Below are 23,753 nucleotides of genomic sequence, written 5' to 3'. Positions count from 1 at the left end.
GAGAAGACCATGAAAGACACCATTCGCCAGCTGATCCAACAAGCCCTCACCCAACTCGTCAACGAAGGTGTGTTGCCTGAAGGCCTGACGCCGGCGATCCAGGTGGAAAACGCCCGGGACAAGACCCATGGCGACTTCGCCAGCAACATCGCGATGATGCTGGCCAAGCCTGCGGGCATGAAGCCCCGCGACCTGGCGGAGAAAATCATCGCCGCCCTGCCGGCTGACGAGAACGTCACCAAGGCCGAAATCGCCGGGCCCGGCTTCATCAACTTCTTCCAGAACACTCAAGCGCTGGCCTCGCGCCTCGACGCCGCACTGGCCGACGCTCACGTTGGCGTGCGCAAGGCCGGCCCGGCGCAACGCACCGTGGTCGACCTGTCGGCACCGAACCTCGCCAAAGAGATGCACGTCGGCCATCTGCGCTCGACCATCATCGGCGACGGCGTGGCGCGGGTACTCGAATTCCTCGGCGACACCGTGATCCGTCAGAACCACGTCGGCGACTGGGGCACCCAGTTCGGCATGCTGATGGCGTACCTGCAGGAAAACCCGATCACCAGCGACGAACTGTCGGACCTGGAAAACTTCTACCGCGCCGCCAAGCAACGCTTCGACGAATCTCCGGAATTCGCCGACCGCGCCCGTGGTCTGGTGGTCAAGTTGCAGGCTGGCGATGCCGAGTGCCTGGCGCTGTGGACCAAGTTCAAGGACATCTCGCTGTCGCACTGCCAGAAGATCTACGAACTGCTCAACGTCAAACTGACCATGGCCGACGTGATGGGCGAAAGCGCCTACAACGACGACCTGATCAACGTGGTCAACGACCTGAAAGCCGCCGGCATGCTGGTCGAAAGCAACGGCGCCCAGTGCGTGTTCCTCGACGAATTCAAGAACGCCGAAGGCGAGCCGCTGCCGGTGATCATCGTCAAGGCTGACGGCGGCTACCTGTACGCCACCACCGACCTGGCGGCCGTGCGCTACCGCAGCGGCAAGCTGAAGGCAGACCGTGCGCTGTACTTCGTCGACCAGCGTCAGGCCCTGCACTTCCAGCAAGTGTTCGCCGTGGCGCGCAAGGCCGGTTTCGTGACCCATCCGATGGAAATGGAGCACATGGGCTTCGGCACCATGAACGGCGCCGACGGCCGTCCGTTCAAGACCCGTGACGGCGGCACCGTGAAGCTGATCGACCTGCTGACCGAAGCGCAGGAACGTGCCTACAGCCTGGTGAAGGCAAAAAACCCGACACTGGCCGAAGACGAACTGCGCGCGATCGCCAAAGTGGTCGGCATCGGCGCGGTGAAGTACGCCGACCTGTCGAAGCACCGCACCAGCGACTACAGCTTCAACTTCGACCTGATGCTCAATTTCGAAGGCAACACTGCGCCATACCTGTTGTACGCCTACACCCGCGTGGCCGGCGTATTCCGCAAACTGGGCAAGGATTTCAGCGAAGTCGACGGCCAGATCGTCCTCGAAGCCGCGCACGAGCAGGAACTGGCAGCCAAACTGGCGCAGTTCGGTGAAGTGCTGAACAACGTTGCGGAAAAGGGCACGCCACATACCTTGTGTACCTACCTGTACGACGTGGCCGGTCTGTTCTCCAGCTTCTACGAGAACTGCCCGATCCTCGCCGCCGACACCCCGGCACAAATGCAAAGCCGTCTGCGCCTTGCCGCGCTGACCGGCCGTACCCTCAAGCAAGGCCTGGAACTGCTCGGCCTGGAAACCCTGGAGCGCATGTAAGTTGGCTGCCAAGAAAAAACCTGCACCCAAGCGTGGCGCCAGCCGTTACCAAGCTCCAGCGAAGCAGCCGATTCCGGGCTGGCTGTGGATGGCCATCGGCCTGACGGTCGGCGCGTTCATCGTGTTCCTGATGAAACTGGAGCCGGGCAAGGGCAGCGACACGGTCAAGCGCGAGAAGGTCGAGCAACAGCAACAACAGAAAGCCAGCAAGATCGCCGAGGCCAACAAGACCCCGCCGAGCCCGACGCAACCGGTGAAGCCGAAGTACGACTTCTACACCCTGCTGCCGGAATCGGAAGTGATCGTGCCGCCTGATGCCGTGCCGGAGAAAACCCTGCCGACGCCACAAGTGCCGGCAATCCCGACCACGCCGGTGACCCCGGCGGAAGCGGCAAAAATCGACACCGCACGCGCACAGGCTGCACTGGCCGGGATCACCCCGCCACCAGCGCCACCGGTGACCAAGGCTGCACCGGTGACCAAGTTCTTCCTGCAGGCCGGCTCGTTCCGCAAAGAGACAGATGCCGACAAGGTCCGCGCGCAGATCATTCTGCTCGGCCAGGCGGTCGCGGTTGAGTCCGGGACGGTCAAGGATGAAACCTGGTACCGCGTACTGGTCGGCCCGTTCAGCAACCGCGAACAGCTGACCACCGCCCAGAAACAACTGGCGGGCGCGGGCTTCAGCAACCTGTTGTTACAACAACGCCAGAGCCGCTGATCCTCCCCCACCGATCGTTCCCACGCTCTGCGTGGGAATGCAGCCCGGGACGCTCCGCGTCCCTTGCCGCAGGGACGCGGAGCGTCCATTGAGGCATTCCCACGCGGAGCGTGGGAACGATCATGTAGCTCTGCGTGGGAGCGATCACTTGCAAACCACCGCTCGTCCCCTCTCCCGCCCCGCAGTTGAAATCCTCTCCACCACCCCCATATGAATGGGCATAAGGCATTTTCGCCCCGCAGTGTGGAGACTCTTCCCTTGACCACCATCGTTTCAGTCCGCCGCCACGGCAAAGTCGTCATGGGCGGCGACGGCCAGGTTTCTCTCGGCAACACCGTGATGAAAGGCAACGCGAAGAAAGTTCGTCGCCTGTACCACGGCGAAGTCATCGCCGGTTTCGCCGGTGCCACCGCCGACGCCTTTACCCTGTTCGAACGTTTCGAAGGCCAGCTTGAAAAGCACCAGGGTCACCTGGTTCGCGCCGCCGTCGAACTCGCCAAAGAATGGCGCACCGACCGCTCCCTGAGCCGCCTCGAAGCGATGCTCGCGGTCGCCAACAAGGACGCCTCGCTGATCATCACCGGCAACGGTGACGTGGTCGAACCCGAAGACGGCCTGATCGCCATGGGTTCCGGTGGCGCCTACGCGCAAGCCGCCGCCAGCGCGCTGCTGAAGAAGACCGACCTGTCGGCCCGCGAAATCGTCGAGACCGCTCTCGGCATCGCCGGCGACATCTGTGTATTCACCAACCACACCCAGACCATTGAGGAGCAGGATCTCGCTGAATAAGCCTGACGCGGCCCCTGTGCCACGGCTTGTTTCTGCTTGAGGACCGTCAATTATTATGTCCATGACTCCCCGCGAAATCGTCCACGAACTCAACCGCCACATCATCGGCCAGGACGATGCCAAGCGCGCCGTCGCGATTGCCCTGCGCAACCGCTGGCGCCGCATGCAGCTGCCTGAAGAGCTGCGCGTTGAAGTGACCCCGAAGAACATCCTGATGATCGGCCCGACCGGTGTCGGTAAAACCGAGATCGCCCGTCGCCTGGCCAAGCTGGCCAACGCACCGTTCATCAAGGTCGAAGCGACCAAGTTCACCGAAGTCGGCTACGTCGGCCGTGACGTCGAATCGATCATCCGTGATCTGGCCGACGCCGCGATCAAGATGCTGCGCGAGCAGGAAATGACCCGCGTTCGCCACCGTGCCGAAGACGCCGCCGAAGACCGTATCCTCGACGCCCTGCTGCCACCGGCACGCATGGGTTTCAGCAACGAAGAAGCGCCGACCCAGGATTCCAACACTCGCCAACTGTTCCGCAAGCGCCTGCGCGAAGGCCAGCTGGACGACAAGGAAATCGAGATCGAAGTCGCCGAAATGGCCGGCATCGAAATCGCCACGCCTCCGGGCATGGAAGAAATGACCAACCAGTTGCAGAACCTGTTCGCCAACATGGGCAAGGGCAAGAAGAAGGCCCGCAAGCTCAAGGTCAAGGAAGCGCTGAAGCTGGTACGCGACGAAGAAGCCGGTCGCCTGGTCAATGAAGAAGAGTTGAAGGCCAAGGCTCTGGAAGCGGTCGAGCAGCACGGCATCGTGTTCATCGACGAAATCGACAAGGTCGCCAAGCGCGGCAATGTCGGCGGCGCCGATGTGTCCCGCGAGGGCGTGCAACGTGACCTGCTGCCGCTGATCGAAGGCTGCACCGTCAACACCAAGCTGGGCATGGTCAAGACCGACCACATCCTGTTCATCGCCTCCGGTGCGTTCCACCTGAGCAAACCGAGCGATCTGGTGCCGGAGCTGCAAGGTCGTCTGCCGATCCGCGTCGAACTCAAGGCCCTGAGCCCGCAGGACTTCGAACGCATCCTCAGCGAACCGCACGCCTCGCTCACCGAGCAGTACTGCGCGCTGCTGAAAACCGAAGGCCTGAACATCCAGTTCCAGCCGGAAGGCATCAAGCGTCTGGCGGAAATCGCCTGGCAGGTCAACGAGAAGACCGAGAACATCGGTGCCCGTCGCCTGCACACGCTGCTCGAGCGCCTGCTGGAAGAGGTGTCGTTCAGTGCCGGCGATCTGGCCAGCGCCCACGACGACAAGGCGATCCAGATCGACGCCGAATACGTCAACAGCCACCTGGGCGAATTGGCGCAGAACGAAGACCTGTCCCGTTATATTCTGTAGAGCTGCCAGCTCCGAGCTACAAGCGGCAAGCTGAGTTAAGCTTGCCGCTTGTAGCTTGCAGCTAAAGGCTTTTTTCTATGCTTCCCACCGACATCAAACTGCACAAAGCCTCGAAAACCCTGTCGCTCAAATACGCGTCCGGCGAGGAATACACCCTGCCCGCCGAATTCCTGCGCGTGCATTCCCCCTCCGCCGAGGTTCAGGGCCACGGCAAACCGATCCTGCAATTCGGCAAGCTGAACGTCGGCCTGACCAAGGTAGAACCGGCCGGTCAGTACGCACTGAAACTGACCTTCGACGACGGTCACGACAGCGGTCTGTTCACCTGGGATTATCTGTACGAGCTGGGGCGACGTTATGACGCACTCTGGGCGGATTATCTGGCCGAGCTCAAAGCCGCCGGCAAAACCCGCGACCCGGACCAGTCCGTCGTCAAGCTGATGCTCTAGTCCGCGCCCTGGACTGTTTAGAGGGCATTTTCTAGATTCATCTGTTTGAATGCTCCGCTAAAGCGGCCCGGGATCGGCTGCTTGCGAAAAAAATCAATCTCGGGTAACCAATGGAACTGGCAAGTTCCCTGCAGTGCTCTACGACTGTAAAGCAGCTATGCAGAATCAACGGTCACCCGAGCAGTAGTACCTGGCATTGGCTGTGGAACTGCACAGCAGAAAACCGGGTACTCGTCTCAGGACAATGGAGCGTCGTAGATGAGTAACAAGAATAACGATGATTTGAAGTACCAGGCCTCGGAAAACACCCTGGGGCTGAATCCTGTCGTTGGGCTTCGCGGAAAGGATCTGCTGGCCTCTGCTCGAATGGTGCTGACCCAGGCCATCAAACAACCGATCCATAGTGTCAAACACGTCACCCAGTTCGGCCTCGAACTGAAGAACGTGCTGTTCGGCAAATCCGACCTGCAACCGGCAGGCGATGACCGTCGCTTCGTCGATCCGGCGTGGAGTCAGAACCCGCTGTACAAACGTTATCTGCAAACCTACCTGGCATGGCGCAAGGAACTCCATGCCTGGATCGACGACAGCAGCCTCTCGCCCAAGGACATCGCGCGTGGCCACTTCGTGATCAACCTGATGACCGAGGCCATGGCCCCGACCAACACGGCAGCCAATCCGGCAGCGGTCAAACGCTTCTTCGAGACCGGCGGCAAGAGCCTGCTCGACGGCCTCTCGCATCTGGCCAAGGATCTGGTGCACAACGGCGGCATGCCGAGCCAGGTCAACATGGGCGCGTTCGAGGTCGGCAAGAGCCTTGGCGTGACCGAAGGCGCGGTGGTGTTTCGCAACGATGTGCTGGAACTGATCCAGTACAAGCCGATCACCGAGCAGGTGCACGAGCGCCCGCTGCTGGTGGTGCCGCCGCAGATCAACAAGTTCTATGTATTCGACCTGAGCCCGGACAAGAGCCTGGCGCGTTTCTGCCTGCGCAACAATGTGCAGACCTTCATCGTCAGCTGGCGCAACCCGACCAAGGAACAGCGTGAGTGGGGCCTCTCGACCTACATCGAAGCCCTGAAGGAAGCGGTCGACGTGGTCACCGCGATCACCGGCAGCAAGGACGTCAACATGCTCGGTGCCTGCTCCGGCGGTATCACCTGCACCGCCCTGCTCGGCCACTACGCGGCGATCGGCGAGAACAAGGTCAACGCCCTGACCCTGCTGGTCAGCGTGCTCGATACAACGCTGGACAGCGACGTCGCGCTCTTCGTCGACGAGCAGACCCTGGAGACCGCCAAGCGCCATTCGTATCAGGCCGGCGTGCTCGAAGGCAAAGACATGGCCAAGGTCTTCGCCTGGATGCGCCCCAACGATCTGATCTGGAACTACTGGGTCAACAACTACCTGCTCGGCAACGAGCCGCCGGTGTTCGACATCCTGTTCTGGAACAACGATACGACTCGACTGCCGGCGGCGTTCCACGGCGACCTGATCGAGATGTTCAAAAACAACCCACTGATCCGCCCCAATGCACTGGAAGTGTGCGGCACGCCGATTGACCTCAAGCAGGTAACCGCCGACATCTTCTCGCTGGCCGGCACCAACGACCACATTACCCCGTGGAAGTCCTGCTACAAGTCGGCGCAGCTGTTTGGTGGCAAGGTCGAATTCGTGCTGTCCAGCAGCGGGCATATCCAGAGCATTCTGAACCCGCCGGGCAACCCGAAATCGCGCTACATGACCAGCGATGAAATGACCGCGAATGCCGATGACTGGCAGGAAAACTCGACCAAACACGCCGACTCCTGGTGGTTGTACTGGCAGGCATGGCAGGCCGCGCGCTCGGGCGAGCTGAAAAAGGCGCCGACCAAGCTGGGCAACAAAGCGTATCCGGCAGGCGAAGCTTCACCGGGCACTTACGTTCACGAGCGGTAACCGACACACCTCGCCCCACACTGTGGGAGCGAGCCTGCTCGCGATGGCGTCGACAGCCGGAACAATGTGCTGACTGATACACCGCTATCGCGAGCAGGCTCGCTCCCACAGGGGATTGAGGCTGACATAAAGATCGACCCACAGGGCCTTGAAGCATGCCGCACCCGTTCATCTTTCGAACTGTCGAGCTGGATGGCCAGACTATCCGTACGGCGGTCCGCCCCGGCAAGCCTCACTTGACGCCCTTGCTGATATTCAACGGCATCGGCGCCAACCTGGAGCTGGTGTTTCCTTTTGTCGCGGCGCTGGATCCGGACCTGGAAGTGATCGCCTTCGACGTGCCCGGTGTCGGCGGTTCCTCGACGCCGAGCCGACCGTATCGCTTTCCGGGACTGGCGAAACTCACCGCACGGATGCTCGATTACCTCGACTACGGACAGGTCAACGTGATCGGCGTGTCCTGGGGTGGCGCGCTGGCGCAGCAGTTTGCCTACGACTATCCCGAGCGCTGCAAGAAGCTGGTGCTGGCGGCGACCGCCGCCGGTGCGGTGATGGTGCCGGGCAAGCCGAAAGTGCTGTGGATGATGGCCAGCCCGCGGCGCTATATCCAGCCGTCCCATGTGATCCGCATCGCCCCGATGATCTACGGCGGCTCGTTCCGCCGCGATCCGACACTCGCCGCCAGCCATGCGGCCAAGGTGCGTTCGGCGGGCAAGCTCGGTTACTACTGGCAACTGTTCGCGGGCCTGGGCTGGACCAGCATTCACTGGCTGCACAAGATCCACCAGCCGACGCTGGTGCTGGCCGGCGATGACGATCCGCTGATCCCGCTGATCAACATGCGCATGCTCGCTTGGCGAATCCCCAACGCGCAGCTGCACATCATCGACGACGGGCATCTGTTCCTGATTACCCGGGCCGAGGCGGTGGCGCCGATCATCATGAAATTCCTCCAGGAGGAACGTCAGCGTGCGGTGATGCATCCGCACCCGACACCGCTGGGCGGATAACCGTCCCGGCACGGATTTATGGACAGCGTTTTGCAACGCGTCTGGACAGGTGCGTGGCAGGAGGCCACGCAGGCAGCAACCCGCAACAGCGTCTATGGTGTTCTGGTTCGGTGTGTTTGTTTTTGGCCTGAAGACGAAGGAGTGTTGAGTCATGCGTGACAAACCAGCGACGGGCGTCGTGCCCAGCCCCGCCGTGTTCATCAATGCACAGAGTGCCATGACCGGTCTGCGCGGCCGCGACCTGATCTCGACCTTGCGCAACGTTGCGGCCCACGGGCTGCGCAATCCGATCCACAGTGCAAAACACGCCTTGAAGCTGGGAGGCGCGCTCGGACGCGTGCTGCTCGGCGAAACCCTCCACCCGACCAATCCGCAGGACAGTCGCTTCGCCGATCCGGCGTGGAGCCTGAACCCGTTCTATCGGCGCAGCCTTCAGGCTTATCTGGCCTGGCAGAAACAGGTCAAGAGCTGGATCGACGAGAGCAGCATGAGCGACGACGACCGCGCCCGCGCACACTTCGCCTTCACCCTGCTCAACGACGCCGTGGCGCCTTCCAACACGCTGCTCAATCCGCTGGCGGTCAAGGAACTGTTCAACTCTGGCGGCCACAGTCTGGTGCGCGGTCTCAGCCATCTGATCGACGACCTGTTGCACAACGACGGCCTGCCGCGCCAGGTGACCAAACAGGCATTCGAAGTCGGCAAGACCGTCGCCACCACCACCGGCTCGGTGGTGTTTCGCAACGAAATGCTCGAGCTGATCCAGTACCGGCCGATGAGCGAAAAGCAGTATTCGAAACCGCTGCTGGTGGTGCCGCCGCAAATCAACAAGTACTACATTTTCGACCTCAGCCCGAGCAACAGCTTCGTCCAGTTCGCCCTGAAGAACGGCTTGCAGACCTTCATGATCAGCTGGCGCAACCCGGATGTGCGCCATCGCGAATGGGGCCTGTCGACCTACGTCGAAGCCGTGGAAGAAGCGATGAACATCTGCCGGGCGATCACCGGCGCCCGTGAGGTCAACCTGATGGGCGCCTGCGCCGGCGGGCTGACCATCGCGGCGCTGCAAGGGCATCTGCAGGCCAAGCGGCAGTTGCGGCGGGTCTCCAGCGCCACCTATCTGGTGAGCCTGCTCGACAGTGAGATGAATACCCCGGCCACCCTGTTCGCCGATGAGCAAACGCTCGAAGCGGCCAAGCGGCGCTCCTATCAGAAAGGCGTGCTGGACGGTCGCGACATGGCCAAGGTGTTCGCCTGGATGCGCCCCAACGATCTGATCTGGAGTTATTTCGTCAATAACTACCTGCTGGGCAAGGAGCCACCGGCGTTCGACATTCTCTACTGGAACAACGACAGCACCCGCCTGCCCGCCGCGTTTCACGGCGACATACTGGACTTCTTCAAGCACAACCCGTTGACCCACCCGGGTGGCCTGGAAGTGTGCGGCACGCCGATTGATCTGCAAAAGGTCACGGTCGACAGTTTCAGCGTGGCCGGCATGAACGACCACATCACGCCGTGGGATGCGGTCTATCGCTCGACGCTGTTGCTGGGCGGTGAGCGGCGCTTCGTGCTGTCCAACAGCGGCCACGTGCAGAGCATCCTCAACCCGCCGGGCAACCCGAAAGCCCATTACGTCGAGAACGGAAAGCTCAGCGGTGATCCGCGCGCCTGGTACTACGACGCCAAGAAAGTCGACGGCAGCTGGTGGCCGCAATGGCTGGAGTGGGTCCAGCAGCGCTCCGGCACCCTGCGCGAAACCCAGATGACCCTCGGCAACGCCAATTATCCACCGATGGAAGCGGCACCCGGCACCTATGTGCGTGTGCGCTGACTGACTCAAGCCCTTTTAAGAAGACTGGATGAAAACAAGCGAACGGATCCTCGAATGTGCCCTGCAGTTGTTCAATGAAAAGGGCGAGCCGAACGTCTCCACCATGGAGGTTGCCAATGAAATGGGGATCAGCCCCGGCAACCTCTACTACCACTTCCACGGCAAGGAACCGCTGATTCTCGGACTGTTCGAGCGCTTCCAGAACGACCTCGCCCCGCTGCTCGACCCGCCCGCCGATGTCGAACTGGCGCCGGAGGATTACTGGCTGTTCCTGCACCTGATCGTCGAACGGCTGGCGCAGTACCGTTTTCTGTTCCAGGACCTGTCGAACCTGGCCGGGCGCCTGCCGAAACTGGCCAAGGGCATTCGCCAGTTCCTCAACGTGCTCAAGCGCACGCTGGCGTCATTGCTGGCGCGGTTGAAGGCGTCGGGGCAGCTGGTCAGCGACACCCAGGCGCTGGGGCAACTGGTGGAGCAGATCACCATGACGCTGCTGTTCTCGCTGGACTATCAGCGGATTCTCGATCGCGAAGGGGAAGTGCGGCTGGTGGTGTACCAGATCATGATGCTGGTGGCGCCGCATTTGTTGCCGCCGGTGAAGGTGGCGACGGAGAGGATGGCTTTGCAGTACCTCGAAGATCACGAGTGAGTCAGGTAGATCGCTGCCCTCACCCTAGCCCTCCCGAAACGTCGGACCGCCCGTAGGGAGAGGGAACCTACGGAGTTGTCTTACGCTAGACATCGACCTGAAAGACCTTATCGATTATGGATTCAATGCTTCACTTTCAGGCCGACGTAAGACTGAAGCATCCCGCAATCGGCCCCCTCTCCCTCCGGGAGAGGGCTGGGGTGAGGGGCTCTTGGATCAGACATAAAAAACGCCCGACCTTCACAGGCCGGGCGTTTTTTTGAGCCCTGAAAAATCAGGACTGACTGGTTGGCGTCGACGGCGTCGATGCAGCAGTCGGAGCAGGCGCCGGGGTTGGAGCCGAGGCGGAGTTCGACGTGCTTGCCAGTGCTTGCGGTGTGGTCACCGGTTTTGGTGCTGCGGCTTTCGGTGCAGCGGCTTTCGGCGCGGCCGGTTTTTTCACTGCAGGCTTTTTCGCCGCAGCCGGTTTGGCGGCAGGCTTGGCAGCGGGTTTGGCTGCTGCGGTTTTCGCTGCTGGTTTGGCTGCTGGCTTGGCCGCAGGTTTAGCGGCTGATTTTGCAGCCGGCTTGGCGGCGGCCTTGGCAGCAACCGGTTTGGCCGCGGCTTTCGCTGCAGGCTTGGCGGCAGCGGTTTTGGCTGCTGGTTTTGCGGCCGGTCTGGCGGCGGCTTTAGCCAGTGGCTTGGCAGCGGTTTTGGCCGCAGGCTTGGCTGCTGCGGTTTTCGCCGCGACAGGCTGAGCTTTCAGGCCGGTGAGTTTTTCGATCTGCTTGGTCAGGGTATCGACCTTTTTGTGCAGATCCTTCACCTCATTGCGGCTCGGTACGCCCAGGCGCGAAATCGCACTGTTCAGGCGCTTGTCGAAAGCCCCTTCCAGTTGATCCCAGGTGCCCAGCGCGCGATCTTTCACGCCGCTGATGCGCGATTTTGCCGAGCTTGCAGAATCCTTGGCAGCATCGACTTTCTTGCCAACTGCAGCCTTGGTGAGCTTCTCGGCTTTCTCGCCGTCTTTGACCAATGTATCGAAGAGCTTGCTGCCGTCAGTGTCGATCTTCGAGTACACGCCTAAACCAGCCAGCCAGATCTTGCGGGAATAGTCTTCGACTTTTCCGATCCACGAGCTGCCTTCTTTATCGGTGTTCTTTTTACCAGCCATCCCGTTCTCCTTAAGATTTACGCGCGACGCGTTCGAGCAATGCCGTCAGCTCATCGAGCTTAGCAGAGAGTGCCTCAACGTCATGTTTAGACGGAATGCCGATACGATTCAAGGCACTGGCGACACGCGTGTCGAACGCCTTCTCGACCTTGTCGAGCTGAACTTCGACCCGGCCTTTGAAAGAGCTGACTTCGCCCTTGGCTTCATCGATCTCGGCGTTGGCCGCTTCGAGTTTTTCGGTGACGGCTTTTTTGCCTTTCTTTTCAACAGTTTGACCAGCCTTGATCAACTCCTGAAAGTACTCGCTGCCCTCCTGACCGACCTTGGTGTAGGCACCCAGGCCTGCCAGCCAGATCTTGCGGGCATAGGATTTGACGTCGCTCAGAGCGGAAGTCGAAGCGTCGATTTTTTTCTTCAAAATGACTTTGGCCATGGTGCACCTCACGCGCAGAAGGTTTGAGGAACTGCCCTGACGAGTGTCGGGCTCAGGCACAAAGTAGGGAGAAAAATTAGAAACGGCACCCTAACAACTGACATAAAAGGCAGGTGCACGAGAAAAAAACGGGGAGCCCGAAGCTCCCCGTTTTGTCCTGATCAGACCAGCGCTTTATCCAGCGCCTTTTCGATCTCGGCTTTGATCATGCCGCTCATGGCCGACATCATCAGGCCCAGTTCCACGTCGACCCGGATCGAATCCTCGGCCACATGCACCGCGCCCTTCACGCCCGAACGCTTGAGGTTCAGGACATCGCCCGACCACTGCGGCTCCAGACCATATTGATCGGAGAGTTTTTGCGCCAGTTTGTCGGCTTTCTCGCGGGCCGCTTCCTTGCCCAGGCTGTGGGCACGCTCAACACTGATATGGGCCATTGAATGACTCCTGCTTTTTGAATGGGGCTATGAATGCCTGCAACGAATCTTGACCGCCACTGCGGCAAATCGTCCCGAAGGTTGCCCATCTTACCTTTAGCCATTCCAAGACAAAGCATGGCTTGGGGATTAGAATGTCGCGCATTCTCTTTTGGTGACAGCGATATGACTGATCAGCACAAAGGCAGCGATGCCGAACCCACCACTCACTTCGGCTTCAAAAACGTTCCGGAAAGCCAGAAAGCGGAAAAAGTCGCTGAGGTGTTCCACTCCGTGGCCGCCAAGTACGACCTGATGAACGACCTTCTGTCGGGCGGCATGCACCGTCTGTGGAAGCGCTTCGCGATCGAACTGTCGGGCGTGCGCTCCGGCAACCGCGTACTGGACATCGCCGGCGGCACGGGCGACCTGACCAAAAAATTCTCGCACCTGGTCGGCCCGACCGGTCAGGTGGTGCTGGCCGATATCAACGAATCCATGCTCAAGGTCGGTCGTGACCGCCTGCTGGATGTCGGCGTGTCGGGCAACGTCGAGTTCGTCCAGGCCGACGCTGAAAAGCTGCCGTTCCCGGACAACCATTTCGACTGCGTGACCATCGCCTTCGGCCTGCGCAACGTGACGCACAAGGAAGACGCCCTGCGTTCGATGCTGCGCGTACTCAAGCCGGGCGGCCGCCTGCTGGTGCTGGAATTCTCCAAGCCGACCAACGCGCTGATGTCCAAGGCCTACGACGCCTACTCGTTCGCCTTCATGCCGCTGATGGGCAAGCTGATCACCAACGACTCGGAAAGCTATCGCTACCTGGCCGAATCGATCCGCATGCACCCGAATCAGGAAACTTTGAAGTCGATGATGGTCGACGCCGGTTTCGACCGCGTGACCTATCACAACATGACCGCAGGCATCGTCGCCCTGCACCGCGGCATCAAACCCTGATGCTGCTGACCGGGCTGCTCGCCAGCGTCGAACTCGGCCTGAACCGCGTGCTGCGTCTCGACAGCACGGCGCTGCCGCGACTGGCGCATCTGACCGGCAAAGTGATTGCCGTGGATTGCCGCAGCCCGGCGCTGCAACTGTTCATCCTGCCGAGCGACGAAGGCCTGATGCTGGCGTCCCACTGGGAAACCGGCGTCGACTGCACCCTGCGTGCCCCCGCTTCGAGTCTGGTGAAACTGGCCCTGAGCAAGGACAAGACCGCGGTGCTGCACGCACCGGAAGTCGAACTCGACGGTGACAGCGGCGTGCTGCTGGAACTGGCGGGCGTGCTGCAGGATCTGGAGCTGGACTGGGAGTACGAACTCTCGCGCTGGCTGGGACCTGTCGCCACGCAACTGGTCGGCGGTCACCTGCGCAGCCGCGCCCGCTGGTATCAACAAGGATTTGCCAGCCTCAACCAGAACCTCGCCGAATACCTGGCCGAAGAATCGCGCACCCTCGTCGGGCAGCGCGAAGCCGAAGCCCGCTTCAGCGAACTGGACCGGATCAAACTCGATCTGGAACGTCTCGAGGCGCGCTTCGAGCGCCTTTCCCGATCCCTCGACCCAAGCGATAACGCATGAAGCTGCTCGCCGTCCGCCGTCTGTTGCGCATCCAGCGCGTCGTGATCCGCTACCGCCTCGATGACCTGCTGTTCGATCTGCCTTTGCCGTGGTTCCTGCTGGCGCTGCGCTACGTCTTGCCGTGGCGCTGGTTCCCGCGCAAGCCGCTGGACCTGAGCCGTGGCGCACGCCTGCGCCTGGCCTTGCAGGACCTGGGGCCGATCTTCATCAAGTTCGGGCAGATCCTTTCGACCCGCCGCGACCTGCTGCCAGAAGACATCGCCGATGAGCTGATGCGGTTGCAGGACCGCGTGCCGCCGTTCGATTCGCAGCTGTCGGTCAAGCTGATCGAAGAGCAACTGGGCAAGAAGATCAGCGAAGTGTTCAGCCGTTTCGACGTCGAACCGCTGGCCTCGGCCTCGGTGGCGCAGGTGCATGCCGCGCAGTTGAAGACCGGTGAAGAAGTAGTGGTCAAGGTGATCCGCCCGGGCCTGAAACCGATCATTGCCCAGGATCTGGCGTGGCTGTTCATCCTCGCCCGCGCCGCCGAAAAGGTCTCCGCCGACGCTCGTCTGCTGCACCCGGTGGACGTGGTCAGCGACTATGAAAAAACCATCTACGACGAACTCGACCTGTTGCGCGAGGCAGCCAACGCCAGCCAGTTGAAACGCAACTTCGAAGGCTCGCCGCTGCTGTACGTGCCGCAAGTCTATTGGGACTGGTGCCGGCCGAAAGTGCTGGTGATGGAGCGCATCTACGGGATTCAGGTGACGGATCTGGCGACCCTCGCCGACCAGCGCACCGACATGAAAATGCTCGCCGAGCGCGGCGTGGAGATCTTCTTCACCCAGGTATTCCGCGACAGTTTCTTCCACGCCGACATGCACCCGGGCAACATCTTCGTCAGCACCGTCAACCCGTGGAGCCCGCAGTACATCGCTATCGACTGCGGCATCGTCGGCAGCCTGACCCCGGAAGACCAGGACTATCTGGCGCGCAACCTGTTCGCCTTCTTCAAACGCGACTACCGCCGCGTGGCGCAATTGCACATCGATTCGGGCTGGGTGCCGGCGGAAACCAAGCTCAACGAATTCGAAGCGGCGATCCGTACCGTGTGCGAGCCGATCTTCGAAAAACCATTAAAAGATATTTCATTTGGCCAGGTGCTGATGCGCCTGTTCCAGACCGCGCGCCGCTTCAACATGGAAGTGCAGCCGCAACTCGTATTGCTGCAAAAGACCCTGCTGAACATCGAAGGCCTGGGCCGTCAGCTGTATCCGGATCTGGATCTGTGGAACACCGCGCAGCCGTTCCTCGAACGCTGGATGCGCGAGCGCGTCAGCCCGAAAGCCTTGATCGGCAACGTCCAGAGCCAGTTCGAACAACTGCCGCACCTGGCCAACATGGCCCGTGACCTGCTCGAACGCATGTCCCAACCTCACGCCAACGACCCGCCACCGCCGTGGAAAAAGCGCAAGGACGACTGGTTCCTGCGCCTGCTCGGCAGCGCCCATCTGGCGGGCGGTACGATCCTCGCCGCCGGTGGCCCGATGCACGAACTGGGGCATTGGCCCGCCGGGATCATGGTGGCCGTCGGCTTGTATCTGGTCGTTCGCCGATAGCCAGTTCCGTGATCGGCTGGCACACTGTTTCAACGCCTGAACCCGACTATTGAAGTGTGGGTTCGCTGTCGGAGTCGAAGATGAAAAACTGGCTGGACGAGATCAAGTGGGACGCCGATGGCCTGGTGCCGGCGATTGCCCAGGATCACAAGACCGGACGCGTATTGATGATGGCCTGGATGAACCGCGAAGCCCTGGAGCTGACCGCGGCGGAAAACCGTGCCATCTATTGGTCACGTTCCCGTGGCAAGCTGTGGCGCAAGGGCGAAGAGTCCGGCCACGTACAGACGCTGCATGAAATGCGTCTGGACTGCGACGCCGACGTCATCATCCTGATGGTCGAACAGATCGGCGACATCGCTTGCCATACCGGCCGTCAAAGCTGCTTCTACCGCGTCTTCGAAAACGGCGACTGGAAAACGGTCGACCCGGTCCTGAAAGACCCGCACGCCATCTATTCCGCAGGACACAAACATGAGTGACACTCTGACCCGCCTTGCTCAGGTGCTGGAAGAGCGCAAAGGCGCAGCCGCCGACAGCTCGTATGTCGCCAGTCTGTACCACAAGGGTCTGAACAAGATTCTGGAGAAGGTCGGCGAAGAGTCGGTTGAAACGATCATTGCCGCCAAGGACGCCGCCGTCAGCGGCGACTGCAGCGACGTGATCTACGAGACCGCCGACCTGTGGTTCCACAGCATGGTCATGCTTGCCCAGCTGGGGCAGCATCCGCAGGCGGTGCTGGATGAACTGGATCGCCGTTTCGGCCTGTCCGGACACGTCGAGAAAGCCTCGCGCCCGTCCGCCTGAACAACTATTAGAGAGGAACAGCAACATGGGCATTTTTGACTGGAAACACTGGATCGTCATCCTGGTGGTCGTGGTACTGGTGTTCGGTACCAAGAAACTGAAAAACCTCGGCACCGACGTCGGCGAGTCGATCAAGGGCTTCCGTAAAGCCATGAACGACGACGAGAAACCGGCCGATCCGACCGTCACGCCTGCGCAACCGGTACCGCCGGTCCAGCCGCAAGCCACCGCTCAGGCCAACCCGCCGCACACCATCGACGTGCAGGCGCAGAAAGTCGAAGAGCCGATCCGCAAAGACGTGTGAGCACTGACTAATGTTTGGTATCAGCTTCTCTGAACTGCTGCTCGTCGGCCTCGTTGCCCTGCTGGTGCTGGGTCCCGAGCGTCTGCCGGGCGCTGCACGCACCGCCGGCCTGTGGGTCGGACGGCTGAAGCGCAGCTTCAACGCGATCAAACAGGAAGTTGAGCGTGAAATCGGTGCCGACGAAATCCGTCGGCAACTGCACAACGAGCACATCCTGTCGCTGGAACAGGAGGCGCGGAAGATTTTCACGCCGGTTCAGCAGGAGCCGACGCCGGTCGAGCATGTGGGTGAGCAGACGATTCATGCGCCTGCCGCCGCGACGCCACCAGCACCTGTCGTAGCGCCAACCGATTCTGCACCTGCTGTCGCAGCCACGACGGTTGAACATGTAGCTCCAACCGCCGCGCCGACCACACCAGCGCCTCACGACCCAACATTGCCACCGCGAGCCCCATGAGCGATCTCCCCGAAAACGACCAGCACATGCCGCTGGTTTCGCACCTCACCGAGTTGCGCACCCGCCTGCTGCGTTGCGTGGCGGCGATCTTCATCATCTTCGCCGGGCTGTTTGCCTTCACCCAGCAGATCTACACCTTCGTCTCGACGCCGTTGCGCGAATACCTGCCGGCCGGCGCGACGATGATCGCCACCGACGTGTCGTCGCCGTTCCTGACGCCGCTGAAACTGACGATGATGGTCTCGCTGTTCCTGGCGATCCCGGTGATCCTGCATCAGATCTGGGGCTTCATCGCGCCGGGCCTGTACAAGCACGAGAAGCGTGTCGCGGTGCCGTTGCTGATCTCCAGCATCCTGCTGTTCTACACCGGCATGGCGTTCGCCTACTTCTTCGTGTTCCCGCTGATCTTCAAGTTCTTCGCCTCGGCCACCCCGGCCGGCGTGGAAATGATGACCGACATCACCAGTTACCTCGACTTCGTCATGACGCTGTTTTTCGCCTTCGGCGTGGCGTTCGAAATCCCGGTGGCCGTGGTGCTGCTGGTGTGGATCGGCGTGGTCGACGTCAAATACCTGAAGAAGATCCGTCCGTACGTGATCATCGGCTGCTTCGTGGTGGGCATGATCCTGACCCCGCCGGACATCTTCTCCCAGACCCTGCTGGCCGTGCCGATGTGGATGCTGTTCGAAGTCGGCATCCTCTTCGGCAGCCTGGTCAGCAAGCGCGAGCGCCCGGAAGAAACCGTAGACGATCACAACGACCAGCCGCCAGCGACTCAGCCATGAACCTGCTGCTGCTCGAAGAGGCCGACTTCATTGCGGCCGACCGCGTCGTGCTGCGTGATCGGCGCCTGACCCACATGCAGGAAGTCCACCGCTCGGAAGTCGGCGACAGCCTGCGGGTCGGGCGGATCGGCGGGTTGATGGGCTCGGCCGAGCTGCTGCGCCTGGACGCGGGTGAAGCCGAGCTTCGGGTCACCCTCGATCAACCGCCACCGGCCAAACTGCCGCTGACCCTGATACTCGCCCTGCCCCGCCCGAAGATGCTGCGCCGGGTGTTCCAGACCGTGGCGACCATGGGCGTGTCGAAGGTGATTCTGGTCAACAGCTACCGGGTCGAGAAAAGCTTCTGGCAGACGCCGTTCCTCGAGCCGGAAGCGATTCGCGAACAGCTGATCCTCGGCCTCGAACAGGCCCGCGATACCGTGCTGCCGGAAATCATCATCGAGAAGCGCTTCAAGCCGTTCGTCGAAGACCGCCTGCCAGCCGTCACCGACGGCACCCTCGGCCTGGTCGGTCATCCGGGCAACTTCCCGCCCTGCCCCCGCGCCCTGAACGAACCGGTAACCCTGGCCATCGGCCCCGAGGGTGGCTGGATTCCCTACGAAATCGATCTGCTGGCCAAGGCCGGGCTGCAACCGGTGCAACTGGGCGAGCGAATCCTGCGGGTCGAAACCGCCGTCACCGCACTGCTCGCCCGGCTGTTCTGAAGTCTTCGTCAGACAAAAGGCGTTACAGATTGCCATCATGCGGCCGATACCCTCCCCATAAGTCCAATTAGTGGTCCGAGGGAGTCGTCGCATGTACCGTTGGTTAGCCGAGAGTCTTGGAAACGTCAGCGTTAAACGTAAGCTTGGAATCGGTTTCGGCCTGGTGCTGCTGCTGACCCTGTTGATCACCTTCACCGGCTGGACCGGCATGAGCGGAATCATCAGCCGGGGCGACAAGCTCGGGTTCATCTCCGGCCTCAACGAGCTGACCAAAGACCTGCGCCTTGCGCGCCTGGACTATGAAGCGCGCCGTGGCGAACAGGGTCCTGGCGCGGTCAACGACCTGCTCGGCAAACTCGACAGCGGCCTGCAAAGCGCCCGCAACATGATCGAGCAACCGTCCGACGTGGCCATGATCGATCAGCAACTGGCGGCGGTCGCCGAGTACAAACGCGCCTTTGGTGACATGACTCAGGCCACCGTGCAGCGTGAAGACGCCCGCAGCAAACTCGGCGCCAGCGCCGACAATGCAGTGGCCAAGGTCAGTGAAGTCGAGAAATCCCTGCTGCAAGGCGACAGCGTCGCGCAATTCAACAGCGTGATCGAACTGAGCAAACTGCTGCAGCAGGCGCGCTATCAGGTGCGCGGCTACACTTACAGCGGCAAGGCCGAGGCCGAACAGCCGGCGCTGGATGCCATCGCCGCCGCCCTGAACAATCTGGAAAGCCTGCCGAGCAAACTGCCCGAGCAACACATCGCCAACCTGCAACAGGCCACCGAATCGCTGAAGGCTTACCGCGCTGCCGTCAGCCAGTTCCGCGACTCCCAGGTGAACAACGCCAAGGCGCTGGCTCGCATGTCGGCCCAAGGCGACATCCTGCTCGACGTCAGTAAGAAACTCACCGAATCCCAGACCATCGTCCGCGACACCGATGCCGCGCACGCCAAAAACATGCTGATGATCGCCACCCTGCTGGCCCTGGCCTTCGGTCTGCTCGCGGCTTGGGCGATCACCCGCCAGATCATCATCCCGCTGGAGCAGACCCTGAAAGTTGCCGAGCGTGTGGCCGCCGGTGACCTGACCCACAACCTGGTATCCCTGCGCCGTGACGAACTTGGCCAACTGCAACGCTCGATGCAGAGCATGACTCAAGGCCTGCGCGAACTGATCGGTGGCATCAGCGACGGCGTGACCCAGATCGCCAGCGCTGCCGAAGAATTGTCCGCCGTGACCGAGCAGACCAGCGCCGGGGTGAACAATCAGAAAATCGAGACCGACCAGGTCGCCACCGCCATGAACGAAATGGCCGCCACCGTGCAGGAAGTCGCGCGCAACGCCGAGGAAGCTTCGGAAGCAGCGGTCGCTGCTGACCAGCAGGCCCGCGAAGGCGACAAGGTGGTTGGCGAGGCCATCGCCCAGATCGAACGTCTGGCTGCTGAAGTCGGCCACTCCACCGAGGCCATGGGTGAGCTCAAACGCGAAAGCGACAAGATCGGCAGCGTGCTCGACGTGATCAAGTCCGTGGCCCAGCAAACCAACCTGCTGGCCCTCAACGCCGCCATCGAAGCCGCCCGTGCCGGTGAAGCCGGACGTGGTTTTGCGGTGGTTGCCGACGAAGTCCGCAGCCTCGCCCAGCGCACTCAGAAGTCCACGGAAGAGATCGAAGAGCTGATCGTGGGTCTGCAGAACGGCACCCAGCAAGTGGCGACGATCATGGACAACAGCCGCACCCTGACCGACAGCAGTGTCGAGCTGACCCGGCGTGCCGGTGGCTCGCTGGAAAGCATCACCCGCACCGTCTCGGCGATTCAGGCGATGAACCAGCAGATCGCTGCAGCGGCCGAGCAGCAGAGCGCCGTGGCCGAAGAGATCAACCGCAGTGTGCTGAACGTGCGTGATGTCTCGGACCAGACTTCGGCGGCCAGTGAAGAGACGGCGGCCTCCAGCGTCGAGCTGGCGCGTTTGGGCACTCACCTGCAAACGCTGGTGGGCCGGTTCAAGGTGTAAGTGGACGCCCGATCGTTCCCACGCTCCGCGTGGGAATGCATCCTGTGACGCTCCGCGTCACGCTTGCGAAGGGACGCAGAGCGTCCTGGGCGGCATTCCCACGCAGACGGTTCGACGCCTCGACGTGGGAACGATCAGTGATAAAAAAACGCAGCCTGTGGCTGCGTTTTTTTGCCCTGCGTTTAGAGGACTTGCCGCAGGAACGCCTGGGCTCGCGGATCCTTCGGTGCATCGAAGAACTCCGCCGGCGAGGCGTCTTCCAGCAGTTTGCCGTGATCGAAGAACAGCACCCGATCCGCCACTTCCCGGGCAAAGCCCATTTCGTGGGTCACGCAGACCATGGTCATGCCTTCCACGGCCAGGTTCTTCATCACGTCCAGCACTTCGCCGACCATTTCCGGGTCGAGGGCCGAGGTCGGTTCGTCGAACAGCATGACCTTCGGATCCATCGCCAGCGCCCGGGCAATCGCCACGCGCTGCTGCTGACCGCCGGACAGGCGCGACGGATATTCGCGGGCCTTCTGGGCGATGCCGACCTTCTCCAGCAATGCCAGAGCCTTGGCCTCGCTTTCTTTCTGGCCGCGTTTGCGCACGACTTTCTGCGCCAGGCACAGGTTTTCCAGCACGGTCATGTGCGGAAACAGATTGAAATGCTGGAACACCATGCCGACTTCGCGGCGGTAGGCGTTGACGTCGGTTTTCGGGTCGGCCAGTTGCAGGCCGTCGATGCTCACCGAGCCGGAATCGAACTCTTCCAGACCGTTGAGGCAACGCAGGAACGTCGACTTGCCGGAACCGGACGGGCCGATCACCACCAGCACTTCACCCTTGGCGACACTGGTGCTGACGTTATCCACCGCGCGCACCACTTGCCCACGGGTGTCGAAGACTTTTACCAGATCGCGGACTTCAATCACTTTGCGCGAGCCTCCGCTCAAGCCGGCTGGCGATTTTCGACAGCGGCAGGTTGATCAACAGGTACAGGCCGGCGACGCAGAACAGGATCTCGAACGGCGAGAACGACGTGGTGATGACTTCACGACCGCTTTTCAGCAGCTCGGTGATTGCGATCACCGACACCAGCGAAGTGTCTTTGACCAGACTGATGAACTGCCCGGCCAGCGGCGGCAGCACGCGCTTGAACGCCTGCGGCAGCACCACATGACGCATCGACTGGCCGGCGCTCAGACCCAGCGAACGCGCTGCTTCGTTCTGGCCGCGGGCAATCGACTGCACGCCGGAACGGATGATTTCCGCCACATAGGCACCGGTGAACAGCGACAGCGCGGCGATCCCGGCGAACTCCCGGGACAGGTTCATTACCGTGCCGATGAAGAAATAGAAAATGAAGATCTGCACCAGCAGCGGCGTGCCGCGCACCAGTTCGACATAGATCGTCGACAGGTCGCGCAGGGTCGGGTTGCTCGACAGCCGGCACAGCCCGGTCGCCAGACCGATCAGCAGGCCCAGCACGCCGGACACCACCGACAGCCAAAGCGTGGTCCACAGGCCCCACAACAGCGGACCCGCCGCCCAATGCCGCGTCACACCCACGACGTCGCCTTCGGCCACATCGTCGCCCTGGGCGAATTGCAGGCTGTTTTCGTCGACGGTCAGGTGCTGCTCGTCACCGGCATCGTTGCGCAGGGTGACCTGCGCGCTGCCGCCCTTGCGCACCAGTTCGCTGACGGTGGAAATGTCGGTCGCGCGCTGGGTTTCCTCGGCCTGATAGGCGAAGTACTGCGGCACACGGTTCCAGCGCCATTCGTAGGACATCAGCGACGTGGCGTAATACAACGCGCCAGCCAGGCCGACCAGCACCAGCACAGTCAGGACGTGCCAGGGCCATTGGGCTTTTTTCTGTTTCATTGAATGTTTCTCTGATTCGCTCGTTCCCACGCTCTGCGTGGGAATGCATCCTGTGACGCTCTGCGTCACGCTTGCTAAGGGACGCGGAGCGTCCCGGGCGGCGTTCCCACGCAAAGCGTGGGAACGATCAGCGGGCGGGCCTTATTCCATGTCCTTGAGCCACTCGGTGCTCTTGAACCACTTGTCATGGATGCGATCGTAGGTGCCGTCTTCGTGGATCTGGTGCAGGAAGTTGTTGATGAAGTTGATGCTGTCGTAGTCACCCTTCTTCAGACCGAAGGCCAGTGGCTCGTAGGTGAACGGCTTGTCGAGGAACACCAGCTTGCCGGCGCCGACCTTGTTCACCGCGACCACATTGTACGGGGCGTCGTAGATGAAGGCGTCAGCCTTGCCGTTGACCACGTCGAGCACGGCTTCCTGCTCGTTGTCGTAACCGTGGTACTTGGCCTTGGAGATCAGCTTCTTGGCGACCATCTCGCCGGTGGTGCCGAGCTTGGAAGTGATGCGGTAGTCGGCGGTGTTCAGGTCTTTGTAGGACTTGATGGTGCCTTCCAGCTCTTTACGGATCAGCAGGGTCTGGCCGACCACGATGAACGGTTCGCTGAAGTTCAGGCGCAGGTTGCGCTCCTGGGTCAGGGTCATGCCGCTGCCGATCATGTCGAACTTGTCGGTCATCAGCGCCGGGATGATCCCGTCGTAGCCGGTGGAGACCAGCTCCAGCTTGACGCCCATCGCCTTGGTCATGGCTTTGAGGATGTCGACTTCGAAACCGATGATTTCGCCGCGCTTGTTGGTCATTTCGAACGGCATGTAGGTCGGATCCATGCCGACTTTCAACGAGCCACGCTTGACCGCGTCATCGATTGCGCCGGCCTGCGCCGCATTGACTGCAACCAGTGCCGTGACGCCGACCAGCAGCATCGACAGATACTTCTTCATCTTCAAGTCCCCAAAACCATTGCGTTTGCGGCGCGAAAACCGACAGAAATGGACAAGATTGTCCGGGTGCGCCAATTCGGGGACGGATGCTAACGCACTCGATTTTTTGCACAAGGTTTAATGGACGATTTGTTTAACATTCAAGAACCACCCCTCACCCCAGCCCTCTCC

Annotated in this window: 25 protein-coding genes; 19 read left to right on the top strand and 6 right to left on the bottom strand. The window is 61.4% G+C overall.

The features are described from left to right. Positions 1-9 precede the first annotated feature (9 nt). The 9 genes from argS (at position 10) to GQX66_RS11295 (ending at position 10,526) form a co-directional block, all read left to right on the top strand. Positions 10-1,746 carry an arginine--tRNA ligase gene (argS, locus tag GQX66_RS11335; RefSeq protein WP_085746411.1) on the top strand — a complete coding sequence of 579 codons (1,737 nt, stop codon included), beginning with the start codon at positions 10-12 and terminating at the stop codon, positions 1,744-1,746. Position 1,747: 1 nt separating this feature from the next. Further along, positions 1,748-2,464 (top strand): SPOR domain-containing protein, encoded by a 717-nt coding sequence (locus tag GQX66_RS11330; RefSeq protein WP_039772438.1) that lies wholly within the window; start codon positions 1,748-1,750, stop codon positions 2,462-2,464. Positions 2,465-2,722: 258 nt separating this feature from the next. Next, positions 2,723-3,253: an ATP-dependent protease subunit HslV gene (gene hslV / locus GQX66_RS11325; protein WP_003196958.1), complete on the top strand. Its 531-nt coding sequence runs from the start codon at positions 2,723-2,725 to the stop codon at positions 3,251-3,253. Between the two features lie 55 nt (positions 3,254-3,308). Next, positions 3,309-4,646 carry an ATP-dependent protease ATPase subunit HslU gene (gene hslU / locus GQX66_RS11320; protein ID WP_007952406.1) on the top strand — a complete coding sequence of 446 codons (1,338 nt, stop codon included), beginning with the start codon at positions 3,309-3,311 and terminating at the stop codon, positions 4,644-4,646. A 77-nt stretch (positions 4,647-4,723) separates the two neighbouring features. Next, positions 4,724-5,095, top strand: a complete 372-nt coding sequence (locus GQX66_RS11315; protein ID WP_102718297.1) for a DUF971 domain-containing protein — start codon at positions 4,724-4,726, stop codon at positions 5,093-5,095. Between the two features lie 258 nt (positions 5,096-5,353). Further along, a complete protein-coding gene (gene phaC, locus GQX66_RS11310; RefSeq protein ID WP_039772445.1) occupies positions 5,354-7,033 on the top strand; it encodes a class II poly(R)-hydroxyalkanoic acid synthase in 1,680 nt (559 codons plus the stop codon). 155 nt (positions 7,034-7,188) lie between these two features. After that, the gene (phaZ, locus tag GQX66_RS11305) at positions 7,189-8,043 is read left to right on the top strand and encodes a poly(3-hydroxyalkanoate) depolymerase (RefSeq protein WP_007952412.1); all 855 of its coding nucleotides are present in this window, start codon (positions 7,189-7,191) and stop codon (positions 8,041-8,043) included. 151 nt (positions 8,044-8,194) lie between these two features. After that, positions 8,195-9,877, top strand: a complete 1,683-nt coding sequence (gene phaC / locus GQX66_RS11300; RefSeq protein WP_085746408.1) for a class II poly(R)-hydroxyalkanoic acid synthase — start codon at positions 8,195-8,197, stop codon at positions 9,875-9,877. Positions 9,878-9,905: 28 nt separating this feature from the next. After that, the gene (locus GQX66_RS11295) at positions 9,906-10,526 is read left to right on the top strand and encodes a TetR/AcrR family transcriptional regulator (protein WP_007952414.1); all 621 of its coding nucleotides are present in this window, start codon (positions 9,906-9,908) and stop codon (positions 10,524-10,526) included. A gap of 274 nt (positions 10,527-10,800) precedes the next feature. Here the strand turns inward: GQX66_RS11295 and GQX66_RS11290 are convergent, their stop codons facing one another. The 3 genes from GQX66_RS11290 to GQX66_RS11280 all read right to left on the bottom strand — a co-directional run bounded on the left by GQX66_RS11290 (position 10,801) and on the right by GQX66_RS11280 (position 12,549). Beyond that, positions 10,801-11,679, bottom strand: coding sequence for a phasin family protein (locus GQX66_RS11290; RefSeq protein WP_240868933.1), 879 nt, complete (start codon positions 11,677-11,679; stop codon positions 10,801-10,803). Between the two features lie 10 nt (positions 11,680-11,689). Further along, positions 11,690-12,112, bottom strand: coding sequence for a phasin family protein (locus tag GQX66_RS11285; protein ID WP_240868930.1), 423 nt, complete (start codon positions 12,110-12,112; stop codon positions 11,690-11,692). 161 nt (positions 12,113-12,273) lie between these two features. Beyond that, on the bottom strand, positions 12,274-12,549 hold the full coding sequence (locus GQX66_RS11280; RefSeq protein ID WP_007952417.1) for a polyhydroxyalkanoic acid system family protein: 276 nt from the start codon (positions 12,547-12,549) through the stop codon (positions 12,274-12,276). Positions 12,550-12,714: 165 nt separating this feature from the next. On the opposite strand from GQX66_RS11280, the gene ubiE reads away from it, so the two are divergent. The 10 genes from ubiE to GQX66_RS11230 all read left to right on the top strand — a co-directional run bounded on the left by ubiE (position 12,715) and on the right by GQX66_RS11230 (position 20,774). Continuing rightward, a complete protein-coding gene (gene ubiE, locus GQX66_RS11275; protein WP_102687892.1) occupies positions 12,715-13,485 on the top strand; it encodes a bifunctional demethylmenaquinone methyltransferase/2-methoxy-6-polyprenyl-1,4-benzoquinol methylase UbiE in 771 nt (256 codons plus the stop codon). Further along, the gene (locus tag GQX66_RS11270; protein ID WP_007952419.1) at positions 13,485-14,108 is read left to right on the top strand and encodes an SCP2 domain-containing protein; all 624 of its coding nucleotides are present in this window, start codon (positions 13,485-13,487) and stop codon (positions 14,106-14,108) included. Before ubiE ends, GQX66_RS11270 begins: the two co-directional genes overlap by 1 nt. Next, positions 14,105-15,709, top strand: coding sequence for a ubiquinone biosynthesis regulatory protein kinase UbiB (gene ubiB, locus GQX66_RS11265; RefSeq protein WP_007952420.1), 1,605 nt, complete (start codon positions 14,105-14,107; stop codon positions 15,707-15,709). The genes GQX66_RS11270 and ubiB overlap by 4 nt, the downstream gene beginning before the upstream one ends. Positions 15,710-15,789: 80 nt before the next feature. Then, positions 15,790-16,191: a phosphoribosyl-AMP cyclohydrolase gene (gene hisI, locus GQX66_RS11260; RefSeq protein ID WP_007909357.1), complete on the top strand. Its 402-nt coding sequence runs from the start codon at positions 15,790-15,792 to the stop codon at positions 16,189-16,191. Further along, positions 16,184-16,516: a phosphoribosyl-ATP diphosphatase gene (locus tag GQX66_RS11255; protein ID WP_007952422.1), complete on the top strand. Its 333-nt coding sequence runs from the start codon at positions 16,184-16,186 to the stop codon at positions 16,514-16,516. Before hisI ends, GQX66_RS11255 begins: the two co-directional genes overlap by 8 nt. 25 nt (positions 16,517-16,541) lie before the next feature. After that, positions 16,542-16,820, top strand: a complete 279-nt coding sequence (locus GQX66_RS11250) for a twin-arginine translocase TatA/TatE family subunit (RefSeq protein ID WP_007952423.1) — start codon at positions 16,542-16,544, stop codon at positions 16,818-16,820. Between the two features lie 10 nt (positions 16,821-16,830). Further along, positions 16,831-17,277: a Sec-independent protein translocase protein TatB gene (gene tatB, locus GQX66_RS11245; RefSeq protein ID WP_084777045.1), complete on the top strand. Its 447-nt coding sequence runs from the start codon at positions 16,831-16,833 to the stop codon at positions 17,275-17,277. Continuing rightward, entirely contained in the window at positions 17,274-18,062 is a 789-nt protein-coding gene (tatC, locus tag GQX66_RS11240) for a twin-arginine translocase subunit TatC (RefSeq protein ID WP_085608402.1), read from the top strand. The genes tatB and tatC overlap by 4 nt, the downstream gene beginning before the upstream one ends. Continuing rightward, a complete protein-coding gene (locus GQX66_RS11235; RefSeq protein WP_240868927.1) occupies positions 18,059-18,766 on the top strand; it encodes a 16S rRNA (uracil(1498)-N(3))-methyltransferase in 708 nt (235 codons plus the stop codon). Before tatC ends, GQX66_RS11235 begins: the two co-directional genes overlap by 4 nt. Before the next feature lie 91 nt (positions 18,767-18,857). Further along, positions 18,858-20,774 carry a methyl-accepting chemotaxis protein gene (locus GQX66_RS11230; RefSeq protein ID WP_240868926.1) on the top strand — a complete coding sequence of 639 codons (1,917 nt, stop codon included), beginning with the start codon at positions 18,858-18,860 and terminating at the stop codon, positions 20,772-20,774. Between the two features lie 182 nt (positions 20,775-20,956). Here the strand turns inward: GQX66_RS11230 and GQX66_RS11225 are convergent, their stop codons facing one another. The 3 genes from GQX66_RS11225 to GQX66_RS11215 all read right to left on the bottom strand — a co-directional run bounded on the left by GQX66_RS11225 (position 20,957) and on the right by GQX66_RS11215 (position 23,582). Then, the gene (locus tag GQX66_RS11225; protein ID WP_064592877.1) at positions 20,957-21,691 is read right to left on the bottom strand and encodes an amino acid ABC transporter ATP-binding protein; all 735 of its coding nucleotides are present in this window, start codon (positions 21,689-21,691) and stop codon (positions 20,957-20,959) included. Next, positions 21,684-22,643 carry an amino acid ABC transporter permease gene (locus GQX66_RS11220; RefSeq protein WP_007952431.1) on the bottom strand — a complete coding sequence of 320 codons (960 nt, stop codon included), beginning with the start codon at positions 22,641-22,643 and terminating at the stop codon, positions 21,684-21,686. The genes GQX66_RS11225 and GQX66_RS11220 overlap by 8 nt, the downstream gene beginning before the upstream one ends. 141 nt (positions 22,644-22,784) lie before the next feature. Next, complete coding sequence (locus GQX66_RS11215) at positions 22,785-23,582, bottom strand: transporter substrate-binding domain-containing protein (RefSeq protein ID WP_039772466.1); 798 nt, start codon at positions 23,580-23,582, stop codon at positions 22,785-22,787. Positions 23,583-23,753 lie beyond the last annotated feature (171 nt).

The sequence above is a fragment of the Pseudomonas sp. B707 genome, from assembly GCF_022496685.1.
In the GTDB taxonomy this organism is placed as follows: Bacteria; Pseudomonadota; Gammaproteobacteria; order Pseudomonadales; family Pseudomonadaceae; genus Aquipseudomonas; species Aquipseudomonas paraglycinae.
Note: the sequence above shows the minus strand (reverse complement) of the source record. Positions and strands in the feature narration are given on the sequence as shown.

Coding starts and splice junctions, on each gene's coding strand:
- GQX66_RS11250 (WP_007952423.1), top strand. CDS start 16,542: ATGGGCATTTTTGACTGGAAACACTGGATCGTCATCCTGGTGGTCGTG.
- hisI (WP_007909357.1), top strand. CDS start 15,790: ATGAAAAACTGGCTGGACGAGATCAAGTGGGACGCCGATGGCCTGGTG.
- GQX66_RS11285 (WP_240868930.1), bottom strand. CDS start 12,112: ATGGCCAAAGTCATTTTGAAGAAAAAAATCGACGCTTCGACTTCCGCT.
- GQX66_RS11215 (WP_039772466.1), bottom strand. CDS start 23,582: ATGAAGAAGTATCTGTCGATGCTGCTGGTCGGCGTCACGGCACTGGTT.
- GQX66_RS11270 (WP_007952419.1), top strand. CDS start 13,485: ATGCTGCTGACCGGGCTGCTCGCCAGCGTCGAACTCGGCCTGAACCGC.
- tatB (WP_084777045.1), top strand. CDS start 16,831: ATGTTTGGTATCAGCTTCTCTGAACTGCTGCTCGTCGGCCTCGTTGCC.
- ubiB (WP_007952420.1), top strand. CDS start 14,105: ATGAAGCTGCTCGCCGTCCGCCGTCTGTTGCGCATCCAGCGCGTCGTG.
- GQX66_RS11220 (WP_007952431.1), bottom strand. CDS start 22,643: ATGAAACAGAAAAAAGCCCAATGGCCCTGGCACGTCCTGACTGTGCTG.
- argS (WP_085746411.1), top strand. CDS start 10: ATGAAAGACACCATTCGCCAGCTGATCCAACAAGCCCTCACCCAACTC.
- phaC (WP_039772445.1), top strand. CDS start 5,354: ATGAGTAACAAGAATAACGATGATTTGAAGTACCAGGCCTCGGAAAAC.
- phaC (WP_085746408.1), top strand. CDS start 8,195: ATGCGTGACAAACCAGCGACGGGCGTCGTGCCCAGCCCCGCCGTGTTC.
- ubiE (WP_102687892.1), top strand. CDS start 12,715: ATGACTGATCAGCACAAAGGCAGCGATGCCGAACCCACCACTCACTTC.
- phaZ (WP_007952412.1), top strand. CDS start 7,189: ATGCCGCACCCGTTCATCTTTCGAACTGTCGAGCTGGATGGCCAGACT.
- GQX66_RS11235 (WP_240868927.1), top strand. CDS start 18,059: ATGAACCTGCTGCTGCTCGAAGAGGCCGACTTCATTGCGGCCGACCGC.
- GQX66_RS11295 (WP_007952414.1), top strand. CDS start 9,906: ATGAAAACAAGCGAACGGATCCTCGAATGTGCCCTGCAGTTGTTCAAT.
- GQX66_RS11315 (WP_102718297.1), top strand. CDS start 4,724: ATGCTTCCCACCGACATCAAACTGCACAAAGCCTCGAAAACCCTGTCG.
- tatC (WP_085608402.1), top strand. CDS start 17,274: ATGAGCGATCTCCCCGAAAACGACCAGCACATGCCGCTGGTTTCGCAC.
- GQX66_RS11290 (WP_240868933.1), bottom strand. CDS start 11,679: ATGGCTGGTAAAAAGAACACCGATAAAGAAGGCAGCTCGTGGATCGGA.
- GQX66_RS11230 (WP_240868926.1), top strand. CDS start 18,858: ATGTACCGTTGGTTAGCCGAGAGTCTTGGAAACGTCAGCGTTAAACGT.
- GQX66_RS11280 (WP_007952417.1), bottom strand. CDS start 12,549: ATGGCCCATATCAGTGTTGAGCGTGCCCACAGCCTGGGCAAGGAAGCG.
- hslU (WP_007952406.1), top strand. CDS start 3,309: ATGTCCATGACTCCCCGCGAAATCGTCCACGAACTCAACCGCCACATC.
- GQX66_RS11255 (WP_007952422.1), top strand. CDS start 16,184: ATGAGTGACACTCTGACCCGCCTTGCTCAGGTGCTGGAAGAGCGCAAA.